Below are 19,716 nucleotides of genomic sequence, written 5' to 3' on the forward strand. Positions count from 1 at the left end.
TCACACCTCGATCTTCACGACTTGACGCATCCAGACGATGCCGACACCAAGGGAGATGAGTCCACCGACACACATGAAGAGACCCACGGTCGTCGTCCACAGGAGGCTGACGTACTCGTAGTTGACGCGCGTCATGTAGACGAAGATGAAGATGGGCAGCGCCACGAGGATGTAGGCCGATAGCCGACCCTCGGCGGAGAGGGTAGCGACCTGCCGATGGAGCGACTCCCGCTCCCGGAGCGTGCCCGCGGTCGTGCGGAGCGTGTCGGCGAGGTTGCCGCCGACCTCGCGCTGGATGCGGATCGCCATGACCGTCCAGTGCATCGAGGTGCTCTCCATGCGGTCGGCCACCCGCTCGAGGGCATCCGAGATGTCGGTGCCGATGCGCGTCTCTGCGAGGGCTCGGCTGAACTCCTTGCCCGCAGGCTCGGCGGCATCCCGGGCCACGGCGTCGAGGGCCTGCGGGAGTCCGAAACCACTGCGGAGGCTCGTCGAGATCAGGAGAAGGATCTGCGGCAGCTGGGCCTCGAACTTGCGGGCCCGTCGAGAGGCGGCGAAGCGCAGCCCGATTGGCATGATCAGCACGCCGAGGACCGCGCCGAAGATGAGGCCGACGACCTTCGCCTGCCCTGCGAGGACCAGGCCCAGAGCCATGGCGACGATGACGGCAACGACGCGGAGCACGAGCCACTCCCCTGCCCGGAAGGGCAGGTCGGCTCGCTCGATGAGAGCCATCGTCTTGCTCGTCGACTTGCGGTCCTTCATGACGCGGTCGCCCATGTCGAGCAGCTGCGCCGTGATGGTGCTCTGCGCGGCCTTCATCTCCTGGCGCGAGAGCGTCACCGTGTCGCCGACGACGTAGGAGTCGATCGAGGCGACGCGGCGCTCGCGCTTGGTCTGGAGCGTCGGCATGAGCGATGTTGAGAGCACGACGAAGAGGGCCAGCGCGAGCAGGCCACCCGCGATGAAGGGCGTACGGTCCGTGATCGGGACCGGTCCCAGGCTGAGGCCCGCGGCCTGGGGCGCGGGGGCCGCGACCGGCGCGGGTGGCGACCCAGAAGGCCTCGGCGCCGTCGCCGGCGCCGCGAAAGTGACCTCCCGCGCGAAACCGAAGACGGTGCTGCCGGCGACGCCGGAGATCTCGTAACGGTGAAGACCGTTGAGCGGCTTGGGGATTGCTGACGAGAACTGGACCTGGCGGTTGAGGGCCTGCGCCGACGCCGCGAACGCAGCACTCACGCCGGCCGTGTTGTCGGCGGCCACGACGGTCCCGCCGTTGGTGTCGGCGAACGCCTGAAGAGCCTTCGTCGCCTCGGGGTCGTTCGTGTTGAAACGCACGACGTCGACGCGGATGCCACCGGCCTTGAGCTTCGCGACCGCGTTCTTGAGGGCGAGAGCCTTGTTGTCGGCCACGGTGTCGGCACCATCGCTGAGGAGGACGATGCTCCGGTCTCCCGTCCCGCTCAGCGCGGCTGCGGCACTCTGCATGGCGGCATACAGGCTCGTGTCGCCGCGCGAGTCGAGGCCATTGATGACCCGCTGGGCTGCAGTTCGGTCGACGGTCGGCGCCAGATCGACGCCCGCGGTGTTGGCAAAGGAGGCGATCCCGACCTTGACGTCAGTCGGCACCGTCTTGAGGTAGGTCGCCGACGCCTTGCGCACCGTCGACATGCCCTGGGCACCCATCGAGCCGCTCGTGTCGATGACGAGCATCGCCCGCCGGTCGAGCTTGGCGGCCTGCTTGACGGTCGCGGGGAACGGCTCGTCGTCGACCTTCAACTTCAGTGTCTTGGGGTCGAGCTGCACGTCCTCCTTGCTGCGCAGCGTGATGACGCCGGTGACGGTCGAGCCCGAGCCCGACGAGGTCGCCTTGACATTGCTGAGCCCCACGGAGACGTCGTCGGCCCTCGCGATCCCGGCAGGCAGGACCACCAGACCGACCACGAGGGCGGTCAAACCGGTGACGAGACGACGGGTCGAAGGGCTCACAGCGCCGACCGTGAGAAGAGGTTGACGGGCAGCTCGACACCCACGTCGGCGAGGTCTGAGGTGAACTTCGGGCGGATACCCGTCGGCATGAGGCCGCCGAGGAAGCGTCCGTTCTCGTCACGGCCGGCGCCGTAGTTGAAGGTGAAGATGTCCTGGAGCGTGATGACGTCCGACTCCATACCGACGACCTCGGAGATCGCGACGATGCGGCGCGTGCCGTCCTTGAGGCGCGACTGCTGAACGATGAGGTCGACGGCGCCGGCCACCTGCTCGCGGATGGCGCGGACGGGGAGCTCGACGCCGGCCATGAGCACCATCGTCTCGAGTCGGGCGAGGCTGTCTCGGGGCGTGTTGGCGTGGACCGTGGTGATGGAGCCATCGTGACCGGTGTTCATGGCCTGCAGCATGTCGAGCGCTGCGCCGTCTCGGATCTCACCGACGATGATGCGGTCGGGACGCATACGCAGGGTGTTCTTGACGAGCTCGCGGATGGAGACCAGGCCGCGACCCTCGATGTTGGCCGGACGGGCCTCCAGTCGAAGCACGTGCTGCTGCTGCAGCTGGAGCTCGGCGGCGTCCTCGATGGTGACGATCCGCTCGTCGTGGGGCAAGAAGGAGCTGATCACGTTGAGGGTCGTCGTCTTGCCCGAGCCGGTGCCGCCGCTGATGATGATGTTGCGTCGGCCCTTGACGCAGGCGCTGAGGAAGTCCCGGACGTTCTCTGTGAACGTGCCGAACGAGATGAGGTCGCGGTCGGTGAACGGGTCGGCCGAGAACTTACGGATCGTCAGCATGGACCCGTCGAGCGCGATGGGCGGCACGACGGCGTTGACACGCGAACCGTCAGGCAGACGGGCGTCGACCATGGGACTCGACTCGTCGACACGACGACCGACGCGGCCGACGATCTTGTCGATGGTGCGACGCAGGTGGCTCTCGTCGGAGAAGCGGGCGTCGACGGGGAAGATCTTGCCGGCGCGCTCGATGTAGATGTCCTCGGCGCCGTTGACCATGATCTCGGAGACCTCTGCATCCCGCAGGTATGGCTCGAGAGGACCGTGGCCGAGGATGTCGTCGGAGACGTCCTGGGCGATACGGGTGCGGTCGGAGTGCGAGAGCGGCGTCTGCTCGGAGTCGATGACCTCCTGCAGCGTGGTGCGCACCTGTGACGCGAGCTCGCTCTCGCTGAGGTTGGGGTCGTAGAGCCGTGGGCCGAGCGAGGCGACAAGGGCTTGGTGCACGCGCTCCTTGACGCCGGCAAAGGGGTCGACGCCGCGGCGGCGCACGGGTGCAGCGCCGTTCGTGATGCGGACCTGTCCGTTGGTGCTCGGCGCGGGCTCGTTGATCTGCGTCGACTGGCGGGCCCGCTCGAGGCGGTCGGCGAGGTTGCTCATCTCTTGCTCCCGAAGAGTCCGAAGCTGCGCTTGGCGCCGTTCTGCAGGTCCTCGCCGAACCGGCGGCGGATCTCGTGGTCGGCGAGGTCGCGGATCGCGAGTGACACGGGGTTGCGCGGGTCGTCGAGGACGAGCGCGACGCCGCGGTTGACCGAGGCCGGCACCGTGAGGCTGTTGGGCACGTTCGCCGAGATGGGCGCTTTGAGAGCGGCCTCGACGTCGTCGGGCTTGAGGCCGACCTTGGCGTCGGAGCGGTTGAGCACGATCGTGCGTGCCTCCCGCGAAGCGCCGAGCGTGTCGAGGGTGTTGATCGCGATGCGCAGGTTCTTGACCGCGGGGATGTCCAGCGTCGCGATGAGGACCGTGAGGTCGCTGACGTCGAAGGCCGCGAGGACGTGCTCGGTGAACGACGGCGGCGTGTCGACGAGGACATAGTCGTACTGTCCGCGCGCGACGCGGAGAAGTTCGATGATGACGTGTGACGGGACGCGGTCTGCGTCGGCCGGGTCTGCCGGCGCCGCTATGACGTCGAGTCCGCTCTCCTCGTGACGTGTGACCACCGACTGGACGCCCTGGTCGTCGAGGTGCCCGCTCATGGCGACGACGTCTCGCACCGAGCCATGCGGCTGGAGCTGGAGGCTGATCGCGACGTCGCCGAACATGAGGTCGAGGTCGACCAGAAGCGTTTTGGCTCCGACGGAGGCGAGATAGACGGCGAGGTTGGTCGACATCGTCGTCTTGCCGACGCCGCCCTTGGCGCTGAAGACGGTGATGATCTTGCCGTCACGCCCTCCGACTGTGGTCCCGTGGCCGCTGAGCTGCTGCGTCAGCGCAACTGACCGGCGAACCGCGTCGGCGAGCGCCGTCTGGTCGTCGGCCTGGACGACCTCGCGGACGCCGCTGCGCAGGGCCTGCGCGAGCGCTGTCACGTCGAGGCGGTGGCGGAGCAGGATGACGCCGAGCTCCGGACGGTCGATCCGCTCGCGCTCGGCGAGCTCACACGCCGAGTCGAGGTCGATGTCGGGCCCGATGACGACGAGTGACTGGTTGCGGTCCTCCTCGAGGGCGCGGCTCACGCGCGGCGCCGAGTTGAGGTGGAGCGCGTCGCCGCCGAGGGCGAAGCGGTAGGTGTCCACCGCGGCCGGGTCGTAGTCCCAGAGGATCGTCATTGGCCGGTCACCGCATCTCGCAGCTGGAGGTCCGTGACCTCGGTCGACGGGTCGATCTTGACATCCGAGCCCCGTAGGCCCGCGTACAGCGTGCGGCGGTTGATCCCGTGGATGAGGATGGCGGCATCCGTCGGCTTGACCGCGACGGTGACCAGGTAGCCACCGCTCGCCCCCGCGGCGGTGGCCGGCTGGCCTTCGACTGGAGCGGCCGCAGCTTGACCGGCGAGTGGCGCATCACCCATGGCGATCACAAGGACGTCAGGCAGGAGGAGGCTCGTGCCACTGACGTCGTTCTCGTTGAGGATCTTGGCCTCCGGCGTGTCCCTGAGGTCCTTGATTTTGTAGGTCTGGAAGAGCGCGATGTGCGATCCCGGCGTGACGAACTTGCCAACTCGAGCTGGGTCGGTGAGCGCGACAGACACGGCCAGCATCCCGGTCGGCACCTCGATCGCCTTCGTGCCCGCGGGCGTCGTCCCGAAGCGAGCCGCGAGGAGGTACTCGCCAGCTGGGATGTCGGACGTCGCGAGCAGGGCGTTGTTGTCGGCGTTGATCTCCTGTAGGGCCCCGACCGGGACCGCCTTCGCGCTGACGGCGGTCTGGGCGATGAGCCCGGTCCGCTGAGCGTCCTTAAGGGTCGTGCCCGCCGGGACGGGTTGCTGAGCCACCCAGACGGGCGTCGGCGACGCCTCGGCGATGGCCCGGGCGTCGGCGTTGCGCGCATACATGATGACGAGCGCGCCACCACCGATGGCGAGTGCCAACGCCACGACGATGGCGAGAATGCGACGGTTCATGCGGAGATCCCCCCAGAGAAGAAATTCTTGGCTTTGCGTCTGGTGTCAGCCAGCCGGCTTCACGATCGTGACGCCGTAGTTCGGATTGGTCGGTGTGGGAGGCACGAAGTCCCCAGTCGGGATGAGGTCCTTGAGGAACCATCCGGACAGACAACGTTGAGAGTTGCTGCTGCCACAAAGGGCGTTCGGCGGCCTGATGCTGACCTGGTCACCCTTCGTGAGCCGCCAGCCGCTGAGGTAGAAGGCGGCGAAACCGGAGATGTGGTACCACGTGTTGTTTCCCGATCCGGCATTGCAGTTGTCAGTGGATATCGGTTCACGCGCCAGATTGCTGGCCGCCATGCAGTCGAAGACCGGCACGTAGATGACCGTGCCACGCAGTGGGTCGAAGACGGAGGCGTCGCAACCGTCGGCTCCCGTGTTGCCGTGGATCCAGGCGCTGTCGCTCACAGCGCCGGTGCAGGCACTGAGCAGCCCGTCGAGCCAGGCGAAACCACCCGGAGCCGTGCCGCCCGGGCTCGACGTGTCGCACGTCGTGTCGTTGCCCTTGGAGTAGATCGTGTTCTCACTGGCCGGCCAGTCGGGTCGGGCGTCAGTGTTGGAGTAGCCGGGCCACGTGCCTGATGGTCCAGGCGGATAGTTCGTGGCAGACGGGTAGCCCACCTGGGCCGCCCAGTCACACTCGGACATCGCCAAGGGCAACACGGTGAGGCTGCTCGGGCCCCCAGGACCCCAGGCAGCACGAGCACATGCGGTGTCGCGTGCTCCCCCCGTCAGTGCCTGGGAGAAGATGCTCGGCAGGATCGTGTTGTCTGTGGCGCTGGATTTGGTCTGGACACTGGTCTCGACGTACCCCAGGTCCTTGCCAGCACCCGAGACGAAGTAGTCGCTGAGCGGAGGGCACAGCCCGAGGTTGTTGAGGGCCGCGGTCTTCTGCGCTGCAGTGGCCGTCGACGAGGCACACGCTGGCATGCCAGTGAAGGTGACGCCCGTCGGTGGCCTCGCGCACTGACCGTTTGTCCCGATCGCGGTGTTCAGCTGCGAGGCGTTGTCGATCGCGTTGGCGCTCGCCAACGCGTTCAACGAGGTAACGCTCGTGGTGGCGTTACACGTGGTGACGTCGTTGGCGCACATCTGGGCGAGGGCCATGGATGTTGCATCCGACCCATTCTGCAGCTGGCGTCGCTCGAACATGATGTTGCCCATGTCCACGCTCAGGGCCATCGCTGGCATGGCAATGAACGTGACGACCAGAGCCGCAACCACGGCCGTGGCGCCCCGGTCCCGTCGAATGCCACGCATCTTGCTCAACCGCCGCATTTCATCACCGCCGTCGACGAGAGGACGTTGCTGGCACCCCAGGTGCCACCGACGATCCGAATGGCCGGCCCCATGACCAGCCACTGGAAGCTTGCCTGCACAGTGACGGACGCGTTGGTGGTGCCGCAGGTGACCATGCCCGGGAAGCTGAGGTCAGCGACCGGAATGCCGCCGATGGCCGCCTTCGCTCGGTCCTGGATCTCGGTCGTGGTCAGCGTGCCGACCGCAGCCGCCCGTGCGCCTTCGCGCGCCGAGTTGGCCAGCTGGATCTGGTAGAAGTACGCGCGTCCGAAGTCGACGATCGCCGCTATCAGCAGGAACAGCACGGGGAGGACGATCGCGAACTCCACGGCCGATGCGCCGCGCTCAGTTCTGGCCATGCCAGATCGCCCTCCCCAAAGTTGTGCGGTTTCGTCCGTGGCCCCCCGGCGTGGACGTCGTACGAAGTGTCAGACCTGGGCGGCGACGTTGTTGAACGTCGTCGACAGGTTGTTGCCGAGCAGCGAGACGGCGGCGATGATCACGACGGCGATCAGGGCGACCATGAGGCCGTACTCGACGGCGGTCGCGCCGCGCTCGGAAGCGAGTCGGCTCTGGATCTTGGCAGCAAGCTTGGTCATTGATTCTCTCCCTGGTGATGAGGCGCTACGCCCGAACTGTGTGAGTTGGAGCTCGTAGGACCCCTCCACGAGCGAGTCACGGGTGCGAAGCCGTACCCCCGGCCTCGCACCCGCGGTCGATGCTCAGACCTTGGCGGCGACGTTGTTGAACGTCGTCGACAGGTTGTTGCCGAGCAGGGAGACAGCAGCGATGATCACGACAGCGATCAGGGCAACCATCAGGCCGTACTCGACGGCGGTCGCGCCGCGCTCCTTGTTGAGCAGCGTCTGGACCTTGGCAGCAATCTTGGTCATGGTGAAGGGTTCCTCCCAGTGATGCAGGGCCACCCGAATGTGCCCCCCGCTGATCGGAAGAGTAGGCGGGCGCCGACAGCGTGTCTTGAAAATGCTTGAACTTCACAACACCTTCCCAATCTGCGCCTTTCGGACAGGGAGAGATGGCACGGTTGGAGACATCCTGCGCTCGCATGATCGGAAATCCGAGAACCCCGTTCTGGACACGTGCAGTCGGACTTGAGCAACCAGAAGTGGAGAATATGTATGGCGGCCCAGGGCACGCCCATCGCAGCCAAACGCCGCCTGCGGCCACCGCCCGGTTCCGGGGTCGTCGTCGGCTGGATGGTCGTGGGCGCCGCCCTCTATGTCCGCTGGAGCGCCTCTGCCACATGGAATTTCGTTGATCTCACCGACTTCTACTACGGCGGTGTGTCAGTTCTCGAGGGTGTCGACGTCTATGCGCCAAGACCAGGCGTCCTCGCCTTCAACTACCCTCCGTTCGCCGCCGTCGCGTTCGTGCCACTCGGCATCGTCGGGCTATCCGTGTCGAAGGTCGTCTTCACCATGGCGACCCTCGTCGCCTACGTCGTGAGCCTCGTTGCCATCCGGCGGGCCCTCGGTGCTCGCTGGACCACGACGATCCTGCTCGGGGCGGCAGGTCTGGCCCTCGAGCCTGTCGTCCGTACTCTGGTCCTCGGCCAGATCGGCATCATTCTCATGGGGCTCGTACTCGCTGATCTCTATCTCATGCCGGCGCGCTTCCGGGGTGTCCTGATCGGGCTCGCGGCAGGGATCAAGCTCACGCCCGCGGTCTTCGTCCTCTATCTCGTCCTTCGCCGCGACTGGCGTGGAACCGTCCTCGCGATCACCACTGGCGCGGCAACTCTCGCCGTGGGCTGGCTTGCAGCGTCAGGCTCCTCGCACAGGTACTGGTTGGGAGGCTTCGACAAGTTCGATCGTTTCGGCGACCTGGCTTTCTCACCCGTGAACCAGTCCGTGCGTTCGTTTGTGTCGCGCGTCGCGCCTGAGGCGCCGACTGGGGCGCTGTGGATCGCGATCGCTGCGTCGGGAGTGCTGGCCTTCTCGACGGCAGCTCTCCTCGGCCGACGAGGCAACTGGGCCAGCGTCGCCCTCAGTCTGGCAGGAGCCACACTGTTGCTCTCGCCGATCTCCTGGACACATCACTGGGTCTGGGTCGTGCCCGCACTCGTCGCCCTTGTCCACGCGGGGAGCCGCATCACTGCGGCCCTGATCGCGCTGGTGTTCTACGTGGCCCCGATGTGGGCCGTCCCGGAAACGGGACCGTTAACAGCCGGTCAGCTCCTCTTCGCGTATGCCTACCTGTGGGTGGCCATCGGGCTCCTGGTGACGTCTGCCGCCACCGCCGTTTCGGACCTGCGTCGCTCACCATTGAGCCGAGTTGGGGCATCATGACCAGGACATCCGCGGGTGAACGCCATGCGCACACACGCAGAGCCGCTTCCACGTCAACGCTCGTCGTGGTCGCTCTAGGTGTGGTGGCTTGTGTGATCGCTTGGCTGTCCGTGGTCGGCTCCGATGCCCTGTGGCTGAGCGCTCTCGGTGACACGATCCGCGCCGATCGCCAGATTCCGGCAGGCGTGCCGTTCGCCGCTGCGCCCTCGCAGGGTTGGGTCAACACGACGGCACTCGGGCAGGTGCTCTTCTCGTTCATCCATGTCGCAGGCAGCCTCGGCGTCGTCGCGGCACAGGTCGTCGTAGTTGTGTGGACCCTCTGGATCCTCGTCTCGTCCGCCCGGCGTCGCGGTGCGCACGTGATCGGCCTCGTATCGGTGCTGCTCCTTGTCCTGGTCGGTGGCGCCGCACCGTTGCTCATCGCGCGTGCACAACTGTTGTCGCTGGTGCCCTATGCCGCGTTGGTCGTCCTGCTGCGGTTGGAGCACGATCGCCCGTCGAGGCTCATCTGGGCGACCGTCCCACTCATCGCCCTGTGGGGAAACCTTCACGGCGCAGTACTGGTCGGCGTCGCGGTCCTCGGCTGCTACCTGGCCTTCTCGCGCCTCCGCTTCGATCCTTGGACGGCGGTCGGTGTGGGACTCGCCTCGCTCGCAGCTTCCTGTCTCAACCCCGGCCTACTCCAGGCGCCGCACTACTACCTCGGTGTCTTCGGCGGTGCCGCCACCAATGACGACTCCGGGATGTGGAGCCGGCTCAGCCTGTCCAACCCGTTCGACCTCATGCTGCTGGTGGCGGCGACCTGCTTGGGGTACATGACGTTTCGTCACCGTCGACCACTCTGGGAGTATGCCGCTTCGCTTGGCTTCGCTGGGGCGACCCTCGTCGCCGCACGCCACGGCATCTGGCTTCTGCTGTTCCTGGCCGTCCCCGCAGCCCTGGCGCTGATGACCCGGCACCGGCGCCCAGAGGAGGCACCGACACGCAGGGCCAACTTGGCGCCCGCAGCGGCCTGCGTCGCCGGCATGATGGTGGTTGCCGGCCTGCTCGCGGCCCGAGCTCCGACCTTCCACGCTGCCGATGCAGAGGCGTCACAGCTCGCTGCCGCCACGCGCGGGGGCGTGGTGCTCGTCTCCGAGCCACTCGCCGAGTCCATGGCCGCAGCGGGAGCCTTGGTGTGGGTGAGCAACCCGCTCGACGCCTTCGACCACGCCGACCAGACGGCATACCTCGCCTTCATGGACGGCGACGCGACAGGTGGAACGCGCGGTTTCGCCCGGGCGGACGTCGTCGTCGCTCCACCCGCGTCACCACAGGCACGAGCGGCGGTGGCCAACGGCTTCACCGCCCGTCAGCTTGTCGGCGCGTACGTGCTTCTGCGTCGCAACTAGTTGGTCGCGATCACCGAAGGCCGGCTGACCAGCGGCACGGACTCCCCGACGCCTTCGGTCTCGGTGGCGCCGGAGGTGCGCACATCAGCCGCACCACGCAGTCGTCGCTCGAGGGGGCGCTCGACGACGACGTGGAGCACGAATGAGACGCCGACGACGGCGAGCACGACCAGCGCGCAGCCGAGCAGCGACCCGAACACTCCCGCGGAGACGAGCAGCGGCTGGGTGAACCCCATGACGAGCGGGTGCGCCATGTAGATGCAGAAGGACCACTGCCCGAGACTCACCAGAGTCCGGCTCTGCAGCGGTGACGGAGCACCGACGAGGTCAACATGGGCGTTGACGGCGATGAGCATCACGAGGCTCGGGACCATCGCGAGTGACAACGCCCACCGATCCTCGAAGCGGTAGCCGATGGCGACGGGGAGTACGAGCACGCTGAGGTAGGAGACGACGACGAAGACGCCGGCCCACCGCACTCGCAGCCGCGGCACCCAGCCACGCGTCATAGCCATGGCAGCCAGCGATCCCGCGACGAACTCGACCATCCGGAAAGCGGGAAGGTGAAAGAGCCACGCACCCAACTCGGGGTCGTGACGCTGCATCGTGACGCCAACGGCGAGCGCGACGGCGATGGACACTGCACCGACCACGAGCGGACGACGGACCCAGCGCCAGATCAACCGCACGAGCAACGGGAAGGTCGCGTAGAAGAAGAACTCACACGACAGCGACCACGAGACTCCAGAGAAGGACCGCGCAACGGGATCGTCCGGCGACCATGCCTGCAGCAGGGCGAGATTCGCAGGGAGGGCACCCCAGTTTGGCGGCGGACTCCACGGCACCATCGCGAGTGCGATGAAGAGCAGATGCACGGGGTAGACGCGAGCGAACCGCCGTCGATAGAAGCGCGATGCGGTGGCGTCGATGTCCCACGAATACGTCAGCACGAATCCGCTCAGCACGAAGAAGAAGGTGACGCCGACGTAGCCGGCGGCCGCAAGACGTCCGACACCCCCCAGCCCGGGTGCAACCAATGACAGATGGAAGACCACGACAAGCAGGGCTGCGGCGAAGCGCAGACTCGTCAACGAGCGCAGGTGCGCACTCGGTCCAGCGTTCATGACTCCCCCAACCCGTGAGCGCCCGCCCACGACCACCGCGACCCTGGCCCCTCGCCCGCCGCCTCCCCGAGGCCGACCCTAGGGCTGTCGGGTCACCTTCCGAAGGGCATTTCCGAAAGGTCCGATTCGTCACTTCCTGGCTCGTTCGGCCTCCCGAGTCACCCAGCCGACTCACCAATCGTCCAAAGGAACGACGACGTCCGATTCGTCGCGATATCGTGACGCCGCGAGTGCCCCAACGGCGCTCCGGCCGCAGACCAGGCCACGAACGGGGACCCACCAGATGGCTCGACAGCAAGTCGGCGACCGGCTTCCGCGCTCCGCGAGCGAGACAACCGGTCGCTCGGTCCCGTTCTCCGACGCAGCAGCAACGGCCTTCGTGGGCCGTTGGTGGCTCTGGCCGCTCGCCATCTACCTGACGACCCGCCTGATCAACGTGGCCATGATCGCGATAGCCAGCAGCTCATCGCTCACGCTCGAGGAGTTCGTCGGGCTGGGTGGGCGCCACTTCGGCACCGACGCGGGCACGGCGCCGCCCGGCTACCTGACGGCAGTGACCCGATGGGACGGACAGTGGTATTGGGAGATAGCCGCACACGGCTACCCGTCGGAACTTCCGACCGATGCGTCTGGCAATGTCAAACAGAACCCGTGGGCGTTCTTCCCGCTGTATCCATACGTCGTGCGCGGTGTCATGTTCGTGACTCGGCTCGACTTTCCCATCGCTTCGGTGGCTGTCTCGCTCATCGCGGGCGCCGTGGCGATGCTCCTGCTCTACCGACTCGTGGCTCGCCGACACGGCCGACTCGGGGGCATCATCGCCGTGCTGGCGATGAGCACCTTCATCTGCGCACCCGTGATGCAGATCAGCTACACGGAGGGTCTGGCCCTCACGTTCGTCCTCACGGTGATCACGTGCGTGACCCGCGAGCGCTTCTGGTGGGCGGCTCTCGCTCTCCTGCTTCTCGGGCTCACGCGCGGGGTTGCCGTGGCGTTTGCACCTGCCCTCGTGCTCTACGCGTACCTCCTCTGGCGGCAGGGGGCGCTGTCGCGGCGACGGGCTCTCCCACTCGCCCTTCTGGCGGCGTGGGCCGGGCTCGTCGGGGTCATCTGGCCGATCATCGTCGGTTTCGTCACGGGAGAACCCCGCGCCTACTTCCTGACGCAGCAGGCGTGGAACCCTGAGTTGAGGGCGACCCCGATCGCGCGCTTCCTGGAGCGGAACAGCGACGTGCCGGGTGGCTTCGTCACCGCCGCCGTCATCGCAGCTCTTTGGGCTCTGCTGCTGCTATGGCTCTTCACCGTTGGTCAGCAGGAGCCGATGCTGCGGGCATGGACGATCGCCTACATCGTCTACGTGCTGGCTGTCGTCGACTGGAACTGGAGCGCCGTCCGCTACTACATGCTCGCGATCCCCGTCTTCTGGCCTCTGGTTCGCGCTGGCGTCCCTGAAGACCGGCCGCGCCAGCGAATCGCAGTTGCCATCGCGTTCGCCGTCATAGGCGTCGCGGCTCAGTGGTGGTGGATCCGCTACTGCCTCATCGTGTCTCGAGAGCTCGTGCAGGTGCCGTAGGGCCCAAGCCCCGTCAGGCACTCACGGCCCTGACGCAGAACTCGTTGTAGATGAAGACCTTGCCGGCGCGCCGCGGGAACGGGAAGCTCCACGACCGCTCGGGCTTCAGCCCCACGGCTCTGGCCAGGTCGACGAGCTCAGACCCGCTAGCGAACCACACGTGTGTCGGGTCCGAGGCATAGCCCCGTTCCTGCGGACAGATGAAGAAGACGGTGCCGCCCGGCCTCAGATACGGGAGGTACGTCCGAAGCAGGCCCTCGGCGTCAGACCGTTCCATGTGCTCTACGACGTGCGCGAGCAGGATGGAGTCGTAGCCCTCGAGCGAGGCCTTGTCGCTCGCCATGAACGCGTCGACGGTCATGGCATCGAAGCCCAGCCCCCGCGCATACGCCACAGCGGCCTCGTTGTGGTCGACCCCGACCGAGCGCGGGCCGAGCGTGCGGAGGTTCCTACCGATGCCACATCCGACCTCAAGGGTGCGACCGAGGCGCTGGCGTCGCAGGTGGAGCTGGTAAGGCAGTTGCACGGGGATGACACGCTTCCACCACACCCGCTGCGCATGCTCGAGCCGGTCTGCGTAGTCACGCGCTGCGGTGTCTCCGCTCATTCGGCGCCCAGGCCCGCGACCGGGACGGAAGCCGGCTGGGGCGACACCTGTAGCTCGATCGGAGCCAGGGGCGTACGCAACTCACGGGCCAGCGAGAAGTAGGCGAGCCTTCGGGCGTACGCAAGAGCTTTCGCCTTCGCGCGCCCTCGAGCGAGATCCGTCCGAGACAGCAGGTCGGGACACGAGGCGGCGAGGTCACGGTGGAAGGCCACGACCTGACGGTACTGGTTGCGGGCCAACGCGTGGCTCCACTGGCTGTCGCTCAGCCGGAACGACGCGAGCGGCTCCTCCAAACCCACGAAGGTGCCTCGCATGAGCACCTTGGAGTACGTGTGCTGGTCGAGGACGTACGAGTGGGTGCCGTCCCAGCCCCCGACCGCTTCGAGGCTGGACCGGCACAGGAGGACGCAGGCAGGTTCCCCGAACGTGTTGGTGCCCGACTGCACGGCCTGTCGCACGGCTGCCCGTCCGGAGAGCTCGCCCAGCATCCTGGGCAGCCCCCAGGACCGCAGCACCATGTCACCCCTGGCCGTAACGACGTCCCGCCGGGAAGCGACCATGACCGCGCGGGGGTGTGACTGCATCGCGGCCACCTGCCGCTCGAGGCACTCCGGCGCGAGGAGGTCGTCACCGCAGACGAGCTTCAGGTATCTGCCGGTTGCCGCTCGGGTGGCGTTGTCCCAGTTGTCATGCGGATGGTCCGTGCGCGGCATCTGCAGGAGATGGACGCGGGGGTCGGACGCGAAAGGATGGAGCAACTCCCACGTGCCGTCGGTGCTCGAGTGGTCACTGACGATGAGCTCGAAGTCGGCGAACGTCTGCGACAGGATCGAGCGCATCGTATCGCGGACGAACGCGGCGTTGTTGTACGTCGGGACGACGATGGAGACCAGGGGCCGTGGCAGCTCCGCACTCACGCTGCGACCTCGTTGCGGTGGAAGCTGAAGCGGCTGTGACCCAACCAGCTGACGAACGCGTTGAGCGTCGTGATGCCGGCTTGGGCGACGAGAACCGGCAGCCCCGCGACCTCGACGGCGAGGGGCAGCAGGACTGCATTGATGCCGAGTGCCACGAGGTAGACCGACTCGAAGCGCCAGAGGTCGCGCAGCACCGAGCCCGACACCTGGAAGACGAGACGTCGGTGCGTCATGAACGCGAAGAGGACCGTTGTGATGTGCGCGAGGACGAGCGTCCACATGTAGCCGAAACGCACACCGACGAGGTACTGGTAGGCCACGAAGCACCCGAAGCCAAAGGCGGTGTTGAGCGCGCCGGTGAGGACGAACTTCACGCGCTTGTCGGCGAGAGCCCGCCGGCCGAGAGCCGCCAGCCGGTCGACCGGCCTCATGGCAGCAGGTCGCACGACGAGGACCTCCACCCCGCTGTCCGCCTGTGCCGTCATGTGCCCTCCCCAGAGCCGGAGACGCTCCCCTTTTCGGCGTCTACCGCGGCCCAGCATGCCTTGGCGAGATCCCCGTGTCCGGGGAATCAATAACTTCGGCGATTCCCATCCATTGGGTACCGGTGGGGAGGCTAACGACGACCCGATGACCGGGTATGCCCTATTACGGGCAGTCAGGACGCCGAAATGTGAGCCGAGCAGCATCGCTTCGCTTGTGCAACCCCTACGGGGACGTGGCGTCGCAATTCGCGCATTTGCCCAGGCCGTCTGACCCTCCACACAGGCCGGGGGACATTTGAGCACCGGGGGCGGTCGGTTGGCCATCTGGAATCGTTCGGGTGTTGCCGACAGTCCCGCTTGTCCCTAACGGCTCGTCGCGCGCACTCTCAGTGCCGCGTGCGTCTCCGGCCGAAGATCGTCGAGACGCGACCACGGTGGCCGACAGAAACGGACCTGGCGGCCTCGTCCTCACGCAGCTGCTGCAACAGCGTCTTGGGCTTCGGCGGCGGCCAGTCCTGCGCCCGCGGGTCCTTGGTGTCCATGTAGTACTCGGTCCAGCCGTAGTCGTCGCGATAACGCAGCGTGCCGTCGCCGACGTAGTACCAACCTGCTGGCTTGTCGTTCATCGTCAAACCCCCAAAATCTTCACCCAGATGCGGGAGCCCCCCTCCCGAGCCACAATCTACGGCTGTCAACCGTTCGGAATCCACCGATGTCTAATTAGTCCGATTTGACCGTGCCGCAGTGTGTTCCAGCCCGGGCGGCGCTGAGGCCGCACCCTTCGAGGGCAGTTCGTCCCGCCGCCACGTCCGGCTCCCGGAACGCGACAGGAGCTGCGTCAGCCGTCTCGCTAGAATCGGGGCGGCTCACGGCGACGACGCGAGTGGCCATGGTGTGCCGGGAAGTCTGGTCGGCGGCCCATGACCCATCCCCCGAAGGGACCCCAGGTGAGCGACTACGACCCCACCACGACCCCGCCGACACCACCTCGAGACAGCGCCGGCAACCGGCTGCTCGGCCGAGGCAGCTGGCGTGAGGCCCGCTACGTCGCCGACCTCCTGCGCGCCGAGACCGTCGGCGGCGCGATCCTCCTCGCCGCAGCCGTGGCCGCCCTCATCTGGGCGAACTCGCCGTGGCGCGACGGTTACGCCGCCCTGCGTGACACCGTCATCGGCCCGCATGTCCTGCACCTCGACCTGTCGCTGGGGACGTGGGCGGCCGACGGGCTGCTCGCCGTCTTCTTCCTCGTCGCCGGCATCGAGCTCAAGCGCGAGTTCGTCGCGGGCGACCTGTCCGACCGACGCAAGGCGGCATTGCCCATCGCAGCCGCGGTCTGCGGCGTCGCGCTGCCCGCGATCCTGTTCGTCGTCACGGCCACGCTGATGAGCCGGGGCGACAGCGCGAGCGAGCTCAGCGGCATACTCCGTGGCTGGGCCGTCCCGACAGCAACCGACATCGCCTTCGCGCTGGCGGTGCTCGCCGTCATCGGCACGCACCTGCCGAGCGCGCTGCGCTCGTTCCTGCTGACCCTCGCCGTCGTCGACGACCTCATCGCGATCACGATCATCGCCGTCTTCTACACCGACACGGTCAGCTTCCTCTGGCTGCTCGCCGCGGTCATCCCCCTGGCCGCGTGGCGCCTGCTCCTCAAGCGCAGGATCACCAACCCACTCATCCTCGCGATCCCGGCCCTGCTCGCCTGGGTCTTCGTCCACTCCAGCGGCGTCCACGCCACGGTGGCCGGCGTCCTGCTCGGGCTCCTCGTCCCGGTCAACCGCGAGGTGGAGGACGATCCCGACCGCCACTCGCTCGCGGAGCGCATCGAGCACAAGATCCGTCCGTTCTCCGCGGGCTTCGCCGTGCCCGTCTTCGCGTTCTTCGCTGCCGGGGTCACGGTCGTCGGCGGCGGGTTCGGCTCGGCACTCGGCGACGCAGCCGCAGTCGGCGTTGTCGTCGGGCTCGTCGTCGGCAAGACGGTCGGCGTCCTCGGCGGCACGTGGGCGGTCGCTCGCTTCACCCGAGCCGAGCTCGACGAAGACCTGGCCTGGACCGACGTCCTCGGGCTGTCAGTGCTCTCGGGCGTCGGGTTCACGGTCAGCCTGCTCGTCGGGGAGCTCGCTTTCGGCAACGGCTCGGAGCGCGACGACCACGTCAAGCTCGCCGTCCTCTGCGGCAGCGTCATCGCCGCGCTGCTCTCGAGCGTCGTGCTCCGGGTGCGCAACCGGCACTACCGCCTCGTCGAGGCCCGAGAAACGGAGGACCGGGACCACGACGGCGTCCCGGACGTTTACGGAGAAGCTGTAGTTGAGCGCGACTGACGACGCTCAGTCGCGAGTGCCGGGATCGTAGTCACCGATCACTGCCCGCCAGAGAATTCGTATGAGGCGCGCGTGAGCCGATGTGCCGCTGATCTTGGTCGGAGTCGGTTCTGAACGCGGGTATGAGCGCGCCACAGGGACCTCCCCTGTGCGATAGCCGAGACGCGCAGCACGTATTGGCAGGTAGGCGAGGAGCTCATAGGAGTCGAAGACATCCCGGAAGACATCGACACGCGGGTCCGTCAGTAGCGCTCGCGAGTGTCCGCGGAAGCCATTGGTCGTGTCGGTGTACCGGCGCCGCGCTCCGAATGACGTCAGCGGGGCGTGGACTAGGCGGATCCCCAGCAACCGGTGTAGAGGCGTGTTCTCGGCCCTGCCACCCGGGATGAACCTGGAACCTTGCACGAAATCAAGTCCGGAGTCGATTGCGCCCGCCATCCTCGCTATCCCATCGGTCCCATCTTTCCCGTTTCCGTCCATTGTGAGGACGCCCAGGTAGTCAGCATCAAGCACGTATCCAAAGGCCATCCGGAGCTGGGCCGAGAGGCGACCCGGGCCCCGCTTGACCAAGAGTGCGGTCACACCCAGTCGTTGTAGCACCGCGGGGTTCGTGGATCCGTCGCTCGATCCCCCGTCAGCGACGATCACGTCCACCTCCGGAGCAGAGGCTTGAATATCGGCGAGCTGGCGATGGAGGCGTGCCCCCTCGTTGATGACGGGAATCACTAGTGCAAGGCTGTGTCTCTGTGGCGCGAGCTGCCAGACCGTCGAAGCGGGACGTCCCGCCACTTCTGTTACTTCGTACACGTTCACGAGCTAGCACCGTAAGCCGCGCTGAACCATTCAAGGGTGGTGATCAACACCTCATACTCCCCTTCGGGATTTGCCGCGAGCATCTCCAGGGTGCACCAACCGTCATAGCCCACTGCCTCAAGGGCCGACCGCACGTCGATGTGATCGATGTTCCCCGGTGGAGGACCGAGCATCGGAGCACTAACATGCACATGACCGGGCATGTGTGACAGCACGGCGGCGGCCGAATCGACCCCCGCCATTGAAAGGCAGCCGGTGTCGACCTGAGGTTGCACGTAGCTAGACCCGAGAAGCCGACTCAGCCGCACGCAGGACTCGTAATCAGTTAGGTAGTCCGCGCCGTACGCAGGGGCGTTTGGCTCCAACGTGAGCACGACCTCTTCATCCTCGAGCACTGGTACGAGGCGAACAAAGAACGACGCTGCCATTTCGTCAGCGAGGTCCTCGTCCAGGATTCCGCGGCGCCGGTTCTTCGGAGAACCAAACACCGCACGCCTCGCTCCTAGGCCACCTGCGAGACGAATCATCTTTGCAAGGTGATCGAGGAGTGCATCGTGCGACGCCGGGTCGAACAGTTGAAGATCTGGACGTCCGTAGAGCAGTGACTGGATACCGCTGACCGCAAGCCCCCCACGCCTCCAGAAATCAGCCTCGCTAACGAGCTGTGAGGTAGCGACATCTGGCGTCTCTGGCCACACGGCTGTCAGCGCGAGCTCGACTCCAGACACGCCCTTGTCAGCTAAGAGATCGCGAACCGTCTTCTGATTGAGCGAACCCCATCCGAGGTTGGATACGGCGAGCTTCACTTCGGCATGCCCGCCGACGTTGTCCGCATCCATCGCTTTTTGAGTCGCCTGATTCCGTCGAGTTGGTCGGAGCGCGAGCCCAAGTAGTCGCCGCTACCGCCCAGGGGGCGCGCATGCAAGGTCCTCACGTCGTAGCCGACTGGCTCGCTTGTCCCCTTCAGCTCGCTACCGAAGAGCCCAGCTACGTCCCGAGCAGTCACTGGCTCCATGGCGAAGTTGACCACAGACAGGTCCGCAGCGAGGCACTTTTCGACGTACTTCCATGTCTGCCCGACATCGAAGAACTGGAAGCTCGAGGCAGGGGACACCTCCTTGAACTGGTCTGACCGGCCTTCCAGAAGGTCGAACACCAAGTTCTTCCTCAGACCGTCGCCGTAGAGAGCCGGAAGCCTAACGATCAGACTTCTGGGGAAGGTAGCCTGCACGAAGGTCTCGAACCACGCGCGGTTGCGGCCATAGGCCTGGGATCCGTCGAGAGCCGGCTTCGAAGACTCATCGACATCGACCGGTCTCCTATAGACATCCACGGTCGAGACGAGGACGAACTGCTCTGTGCGCACGGTAGCGAGCACTTCCGCCAGTTTGCGCGTGTTCGCCCAATCTCCCTCCGGGTCAGCGTTGGCAAGGTACTTTGCACCCGGCAGACCAGCGCAGACCACCTGGCCCGCGACTGCGCCTCGGATTTC

Annotated in this window: 20 protein-coding genes; 4 read left to right on the plus strand and 16 right to left on the minus strand. The window is 66.6% G+C overall.

Features of this window, described 5'->3' with window-relative positions; all coding sequences use genetic code 11:
* From ASE25_RS15770 to ASE25_RS15805, 8 genes are all read right to left on the minus strand, one after another.
* Positions 1–1,989 carry a type II secretion system F family protein gene (locus tag ASE25_RS15770; protein ID WP_056826542.1) on the minus strand — a complete coding sequence of 663 codons (1,989 nt, stop codon included), beginning with the start codon at positions 1,987–1,989 and terminating at the stop codon, positions 1–3.
* Complete coding sequence (locus ASE25_RS15775; RefSeq protein WP_056773923.1) at positions 1,986–3,383, minus strand: CpaF family protein; 1,398 nt, start codon at positions 3,381–3,383, stop codon at positions 1,986–1,988. Before ASE25_RS15775 ends, ASE25_RS15770 begins: the two co-directional genes overlap by 4 nt.
* Positions 3,380–4,552, minus strand: coding sequence for an AAA family ATPase (locus ASE25_RS15780; protein WP_056773926.1), 1,173 nt, complete (start codon positions 4,550–4,552; stop codon positions 3,380–3,382). The genes ASE25_RS15775 and ASE25_RS15780 overlap by 4 nt, the downstream gene beginning before the upstream one ends.
* Positions 4,549–5,346 (minus strand): Flp pilus assembly protein CpaB, encoded by a 798-nt coding sequence (locus ASE25_RS15785; RefSeq protein WP_056826543.1) that lies wholly within the window; start codon positions 5,344–5,346, stop codon positions 4,549–4,551. The genes ASE25_RS15780 and ASE25_RS15785 overlap by 4 nt, the downstream gene beginning before the upstream one ends.
* Before the next feature lie 45 nt (positions 5,347–5,391).
* Positions 5,392–6,648, minus strand: a complete 1,257-nt coding sequence (locus tag ASE25_RS15790; protein ID WP_235508715.1) for a Tad domain-containing protein — start codon at positions 6,646–6,648, stop codon at positions 5,392–5,394.
* Between the two features lie 5 nt (positions 6,649–6,653).
* Positions 6,654–7,046, minus strand: coding sequence for a TadE/TadG family type IV pilus assembly protein (locus ASE25_RS15795; RefSeq protein ID WP_082622909.1), 393 nt, complete (start codon positions 7,044–7,046; stop codon positions 6,654–6,656).
* A gap of 69 nt (positions 7,047–7,115) precedes the next feature.
* Entirely contained in the window at positions 7,116–7,286 is a 171-nt protein-coding gene (locus tag ASE25_RS15800) for a Flp family type IVb pilin (RefSeq protein ID WP_056826546.1), read from the minus strand.
* 123 nt (positions 7,287–7,409) lie between these two features.
* Complete coding sequence (locus ASE25_RS15805; protein WP_020145236.1) at positions 7,410–7,580, minus strand: Flp family type IVb pilin; 171 nt, start codon at positions 7,578–7,580, stop codon at positions 7,410–7,412.
* Positions 7,581–7,799: 219 nt separating this feature from the next.
* Here ASE25_RS15805 and ASE25_RS15810 point away from each other — a divergent pair, with 219 nt between their 5' ends.
* The gene (locus ASE25_RS15810; protein WP_157623459.1) at positions 7,800–8,996 is read left to right on the plus strand and encodes a glycosyltransferase 87 family protein; all 1,197 of its coding nucleotides are present in this window, start codon (positions 7,800–7,802) and stop codon (positions 8,994–8,996) included.
* On the plus strand, positions 8,993–10,387 hold the full coding sequence (locus ASE25_RS15815) for a hypothetical protein (RefSeq protein ID WP_157623460.1): 1,395 nt from the start codon (positions 8,993–8,995) through the stop codon (positions 10,385–10,387). Before ASE25_RS15810 ends, ASE25_RS15815 begins: the two co-directional genes overlap by 4 nt.
* Here ASE25_RS15815 and ASE25_RS15820 read toward each other — a convergent pair.
* On the minus strand, positions 10,384–11,511 hold the full coding sequence (locus ASE25_RS15820; RefSeq protein ID WP_082622911.1) for an acyltransferase: 1,128 nt from the start codon (positions 11,509–11,511) through the stop codon (positions 10,384–10,386). The genes ASE25_RS15815 and ASE25_RS15820 overlap by 4 nt on opposite strands.
* Positions 11,512–11,794: 283 nt before the next feature.
* Between ASE25_RS15820 and ASE25_RS15825 the strand changes: the two genes are divergently transcribed.
* On the plus strand, positions 11,795–13,084 hold the full coding sequence (locus ASE25_RS15825) for a hypothetical protein (protein WP_157623461.1): 1,290 nt from the start codon (positions 11,795–11,797) through the stop codon (positions 13,082–13,084).
* Positions 13,085–13,097: 13 nt separating this feature from the next.
* Here ASE25_RS15825 and ASE25_RS15830 read toward each other — a convergent pair whose 3' ends face one another.
* From ASE25_RS15830 to ASE25_RS15845, 4 genes are all read right to left on the minus strand, one after another.
* Positions 13,098–13,691 (minus strand): bifunctional 2-polyprenyl-6-hydroxyphenol methylase/3-demethylubiquinol 3-O-methyltransferase UbiG, encoded by a 594-nt coding sequence (locus ASE25_RS15830; RefSeq protein WP_056826551.1) that lies wholly within the window; start codon positions 13,689–13,691, stop codon positions 13,098–13,100.
* On the minus strand, positions 13,688–14,608 hold the full coding sequence (locus ASE25_RS15835) for a glycosyltransferase (RefSeq protein WP_056826552.1): 921 nt from the start codon (positions 14,606–14,608) through the stop codon (positions 13,688–13,690). The genes ASE25_RS15830 and ASE25_RS15835 overlap by 4 nt, the downstream gene beginning before the upstream one ends.
* Complete coding sequence (locus ASE25_RS15840; protein ID WP_200959133.1) at positions 14,605–15,093, minus strand: GtrA family protein; 489 nt, start codon at positions 15,091–15,093, stop codon at positions 14,605–14,607. Before ASE25_RS15840 ends, ASE25_RS15835 begins: the two co-directional genes overlap by 4 nt.
* 386 nt (positions 15,094–15,479) lie before the next feature.
* Positions 15,480–15,719 carry a hypothetical protein gene (locus tag ASE25_RS15845; RefSeq protein ID WP_056826554.1) on the minus strand — a complete coding sequence of 80 codons (240 nt, stop codon included), beginning with the start codon at positions 15,717–15,719 and terminating at the stop codon, positions 15,480–15,482.
* Between the two features lie 321 nt (positions 15,720–16,040).
* Between ASE25_RS15845 and nhaA the strand changes: the two genes are divergently transcribed.
* Entirely contained in the window at positions 16,041–17,411 is a 1,371-nt protein-coding gene (gene nhaA, locus ASE25_RS15850; RefSeq protein WP_056826555.1) for a Na+/H+ antiporter NhaA, read from the plus strand.
* 6 nt (positions 17,412–17,417) lie between these two features.
* Here the strand turns inward: nhaA and ASE25_RS22455 are convergent, their stop codons facing one another.
* The 3 genes from ASE25_RS22455 to ASE25_RS15860 are packed head-to-tail and all read right to left on the minus strand — an operon-like array spanning position 17,418 to position 19,590.
* Positions 17,418–18,224, minus strand: coding sequence for a glycosyltransferase family 2 protein (locus tag ASE25_RS22455; protein WP_082622912.1), 807 nt, complete (start codon positions 18,222–18,224; stop codon positions 17,418–17,420).
* Positions 18,221–19,063 carry a sugar phosphate isomerase/epimerase gene (locus ASE25_RS22460; RefSeq protein WP_082622913.1) on the minus strand — a complete coding sequence of 281 codons (843 nt, stop codon included), beginning with the start codon at positions 19,061–19,063 and terminating at the stop codon, positions 18,221–18,223. Before ASE25_RS22460 ends, ASE25_RS22455 begins: the two co-directional genes overlap by 4 nt.
* Entirely contained in the window at positions 19,027–19,590 is a 564-nt protein-coding gene (locus tag ASE25_RS15860) for a hypothetical protein (RefSeq protein WP_235508707.1), read from the minus strand. Before ASE25_RS15860 ends, ASE25_RS22460 begins: the two co-directional genes overlap by 37 nt.
* Positions 19,591–19,716: the final 126 nt, after the last annotated feature.

Source organism: Terrabacter sp. Root85 (assembly GCF_001429185.1).
GTDB lineage: Bacteria > Actinomycetota > Actinomycetes > Actinomycetales > Dermatophilaceae > Terrabacter.

Coding starts and splice junctions, on each gene's coding strand:
- ASE25_RS15775 (WP_056773923.1), bottom strand. CDS start 3,383: ATGAGCAACCTCGCCGACCGCCTCGAGCGGGCCCGCCAGTCGACGCAG.
- ASE25_RS15780 (WP_056773926.1), bottom strand. CDS start 4,552: ATGACGATCCTCTGGGACTACGACCCGGCCGCGGTGGACACCTACCGC.
- ASE25_RS15785 (WP_056826543.1), bottom strand. CDS start 5,346: ATGAACCGTCGCATTCTCGCCATCGTCGTGGCGTTGGCACTCGCCATC.
- ASE25_RS15790 (WP_235508715.1), bottom strand. CDS start 6,648: ATGCGTGGCATTCGACGGGACCGGGGCGCCACGGCCGTGGTTGCGGCT.
- ASE25_RS15795 (WP_082622909.1), bottom strand. CDS start 7,046: ATGGCCAGAACTGAGCGCGGCGCATCGGCCGTGGAGTTCGCGATCGTC.
- ASE25_RS15800 (WP_056826546.1), bottom strand. CDS start 7,286: ATGACCAAGCTTGCTGCCAAGATCCAGAGCCGACTCGCTTCCGAGCGC.
- ASE25_RS15805 (WP_020145236.1), bottom strand. CDS start 7,580: ATGACCAAGATTGCTGCCAAGGTCCAGACGCTGCTCAACAAGGAGCGC.
- ASE25_RS15815 (WP_157623460.1), top strand. CDS start 8,993: ATGACCAGGACATCCGCGGGTGAACGCCATGCGCACACACGCAGAGCC.
- ASE25_RS15820 (WP_082622911.1), bottom strand. CDS start 11,511: ATGAACGCTGGACCGAGTGCGCACCTGCGCTCGTTGACGAGTCTGCGC.
- ASE25_RS15825 (WP_157623461.1), top strand. CDS start 11,795: ATGGCTCGACAGCAAGTCGGCGACCGGCTTCCGCGCTCCGCGAGCGAG.
- ASE25_RS15830 (WP_056826551.1), bottom strand. CDS start 13,691: ATGAGCGGAGACACCGCAGCGCGTGACTACGCAGACCGGCTCGAGCAT.
- ASE25_RS15840 (WP_200959133.1), bottom strand. CDS start 15,093: ATGACGGCACAGGCGGACAGCGGGGTGGAGGTCCTCGTCGTGCGACCT.
- ASE25_RS15845 (WP_056826554.1), bottom strand. CDS start 15,719: ATGAACGACAAGCCAGCAGGTTGGTACTACGTCGGCGACGGCACGCTG.
- ASE25_RS22460 (WP_082622913.1), bottom strand. CDS start 19,063: ATGGATGCGGACAACGTCGGCGGGCATGCCGAAGTGAAGCTCGCCGTA.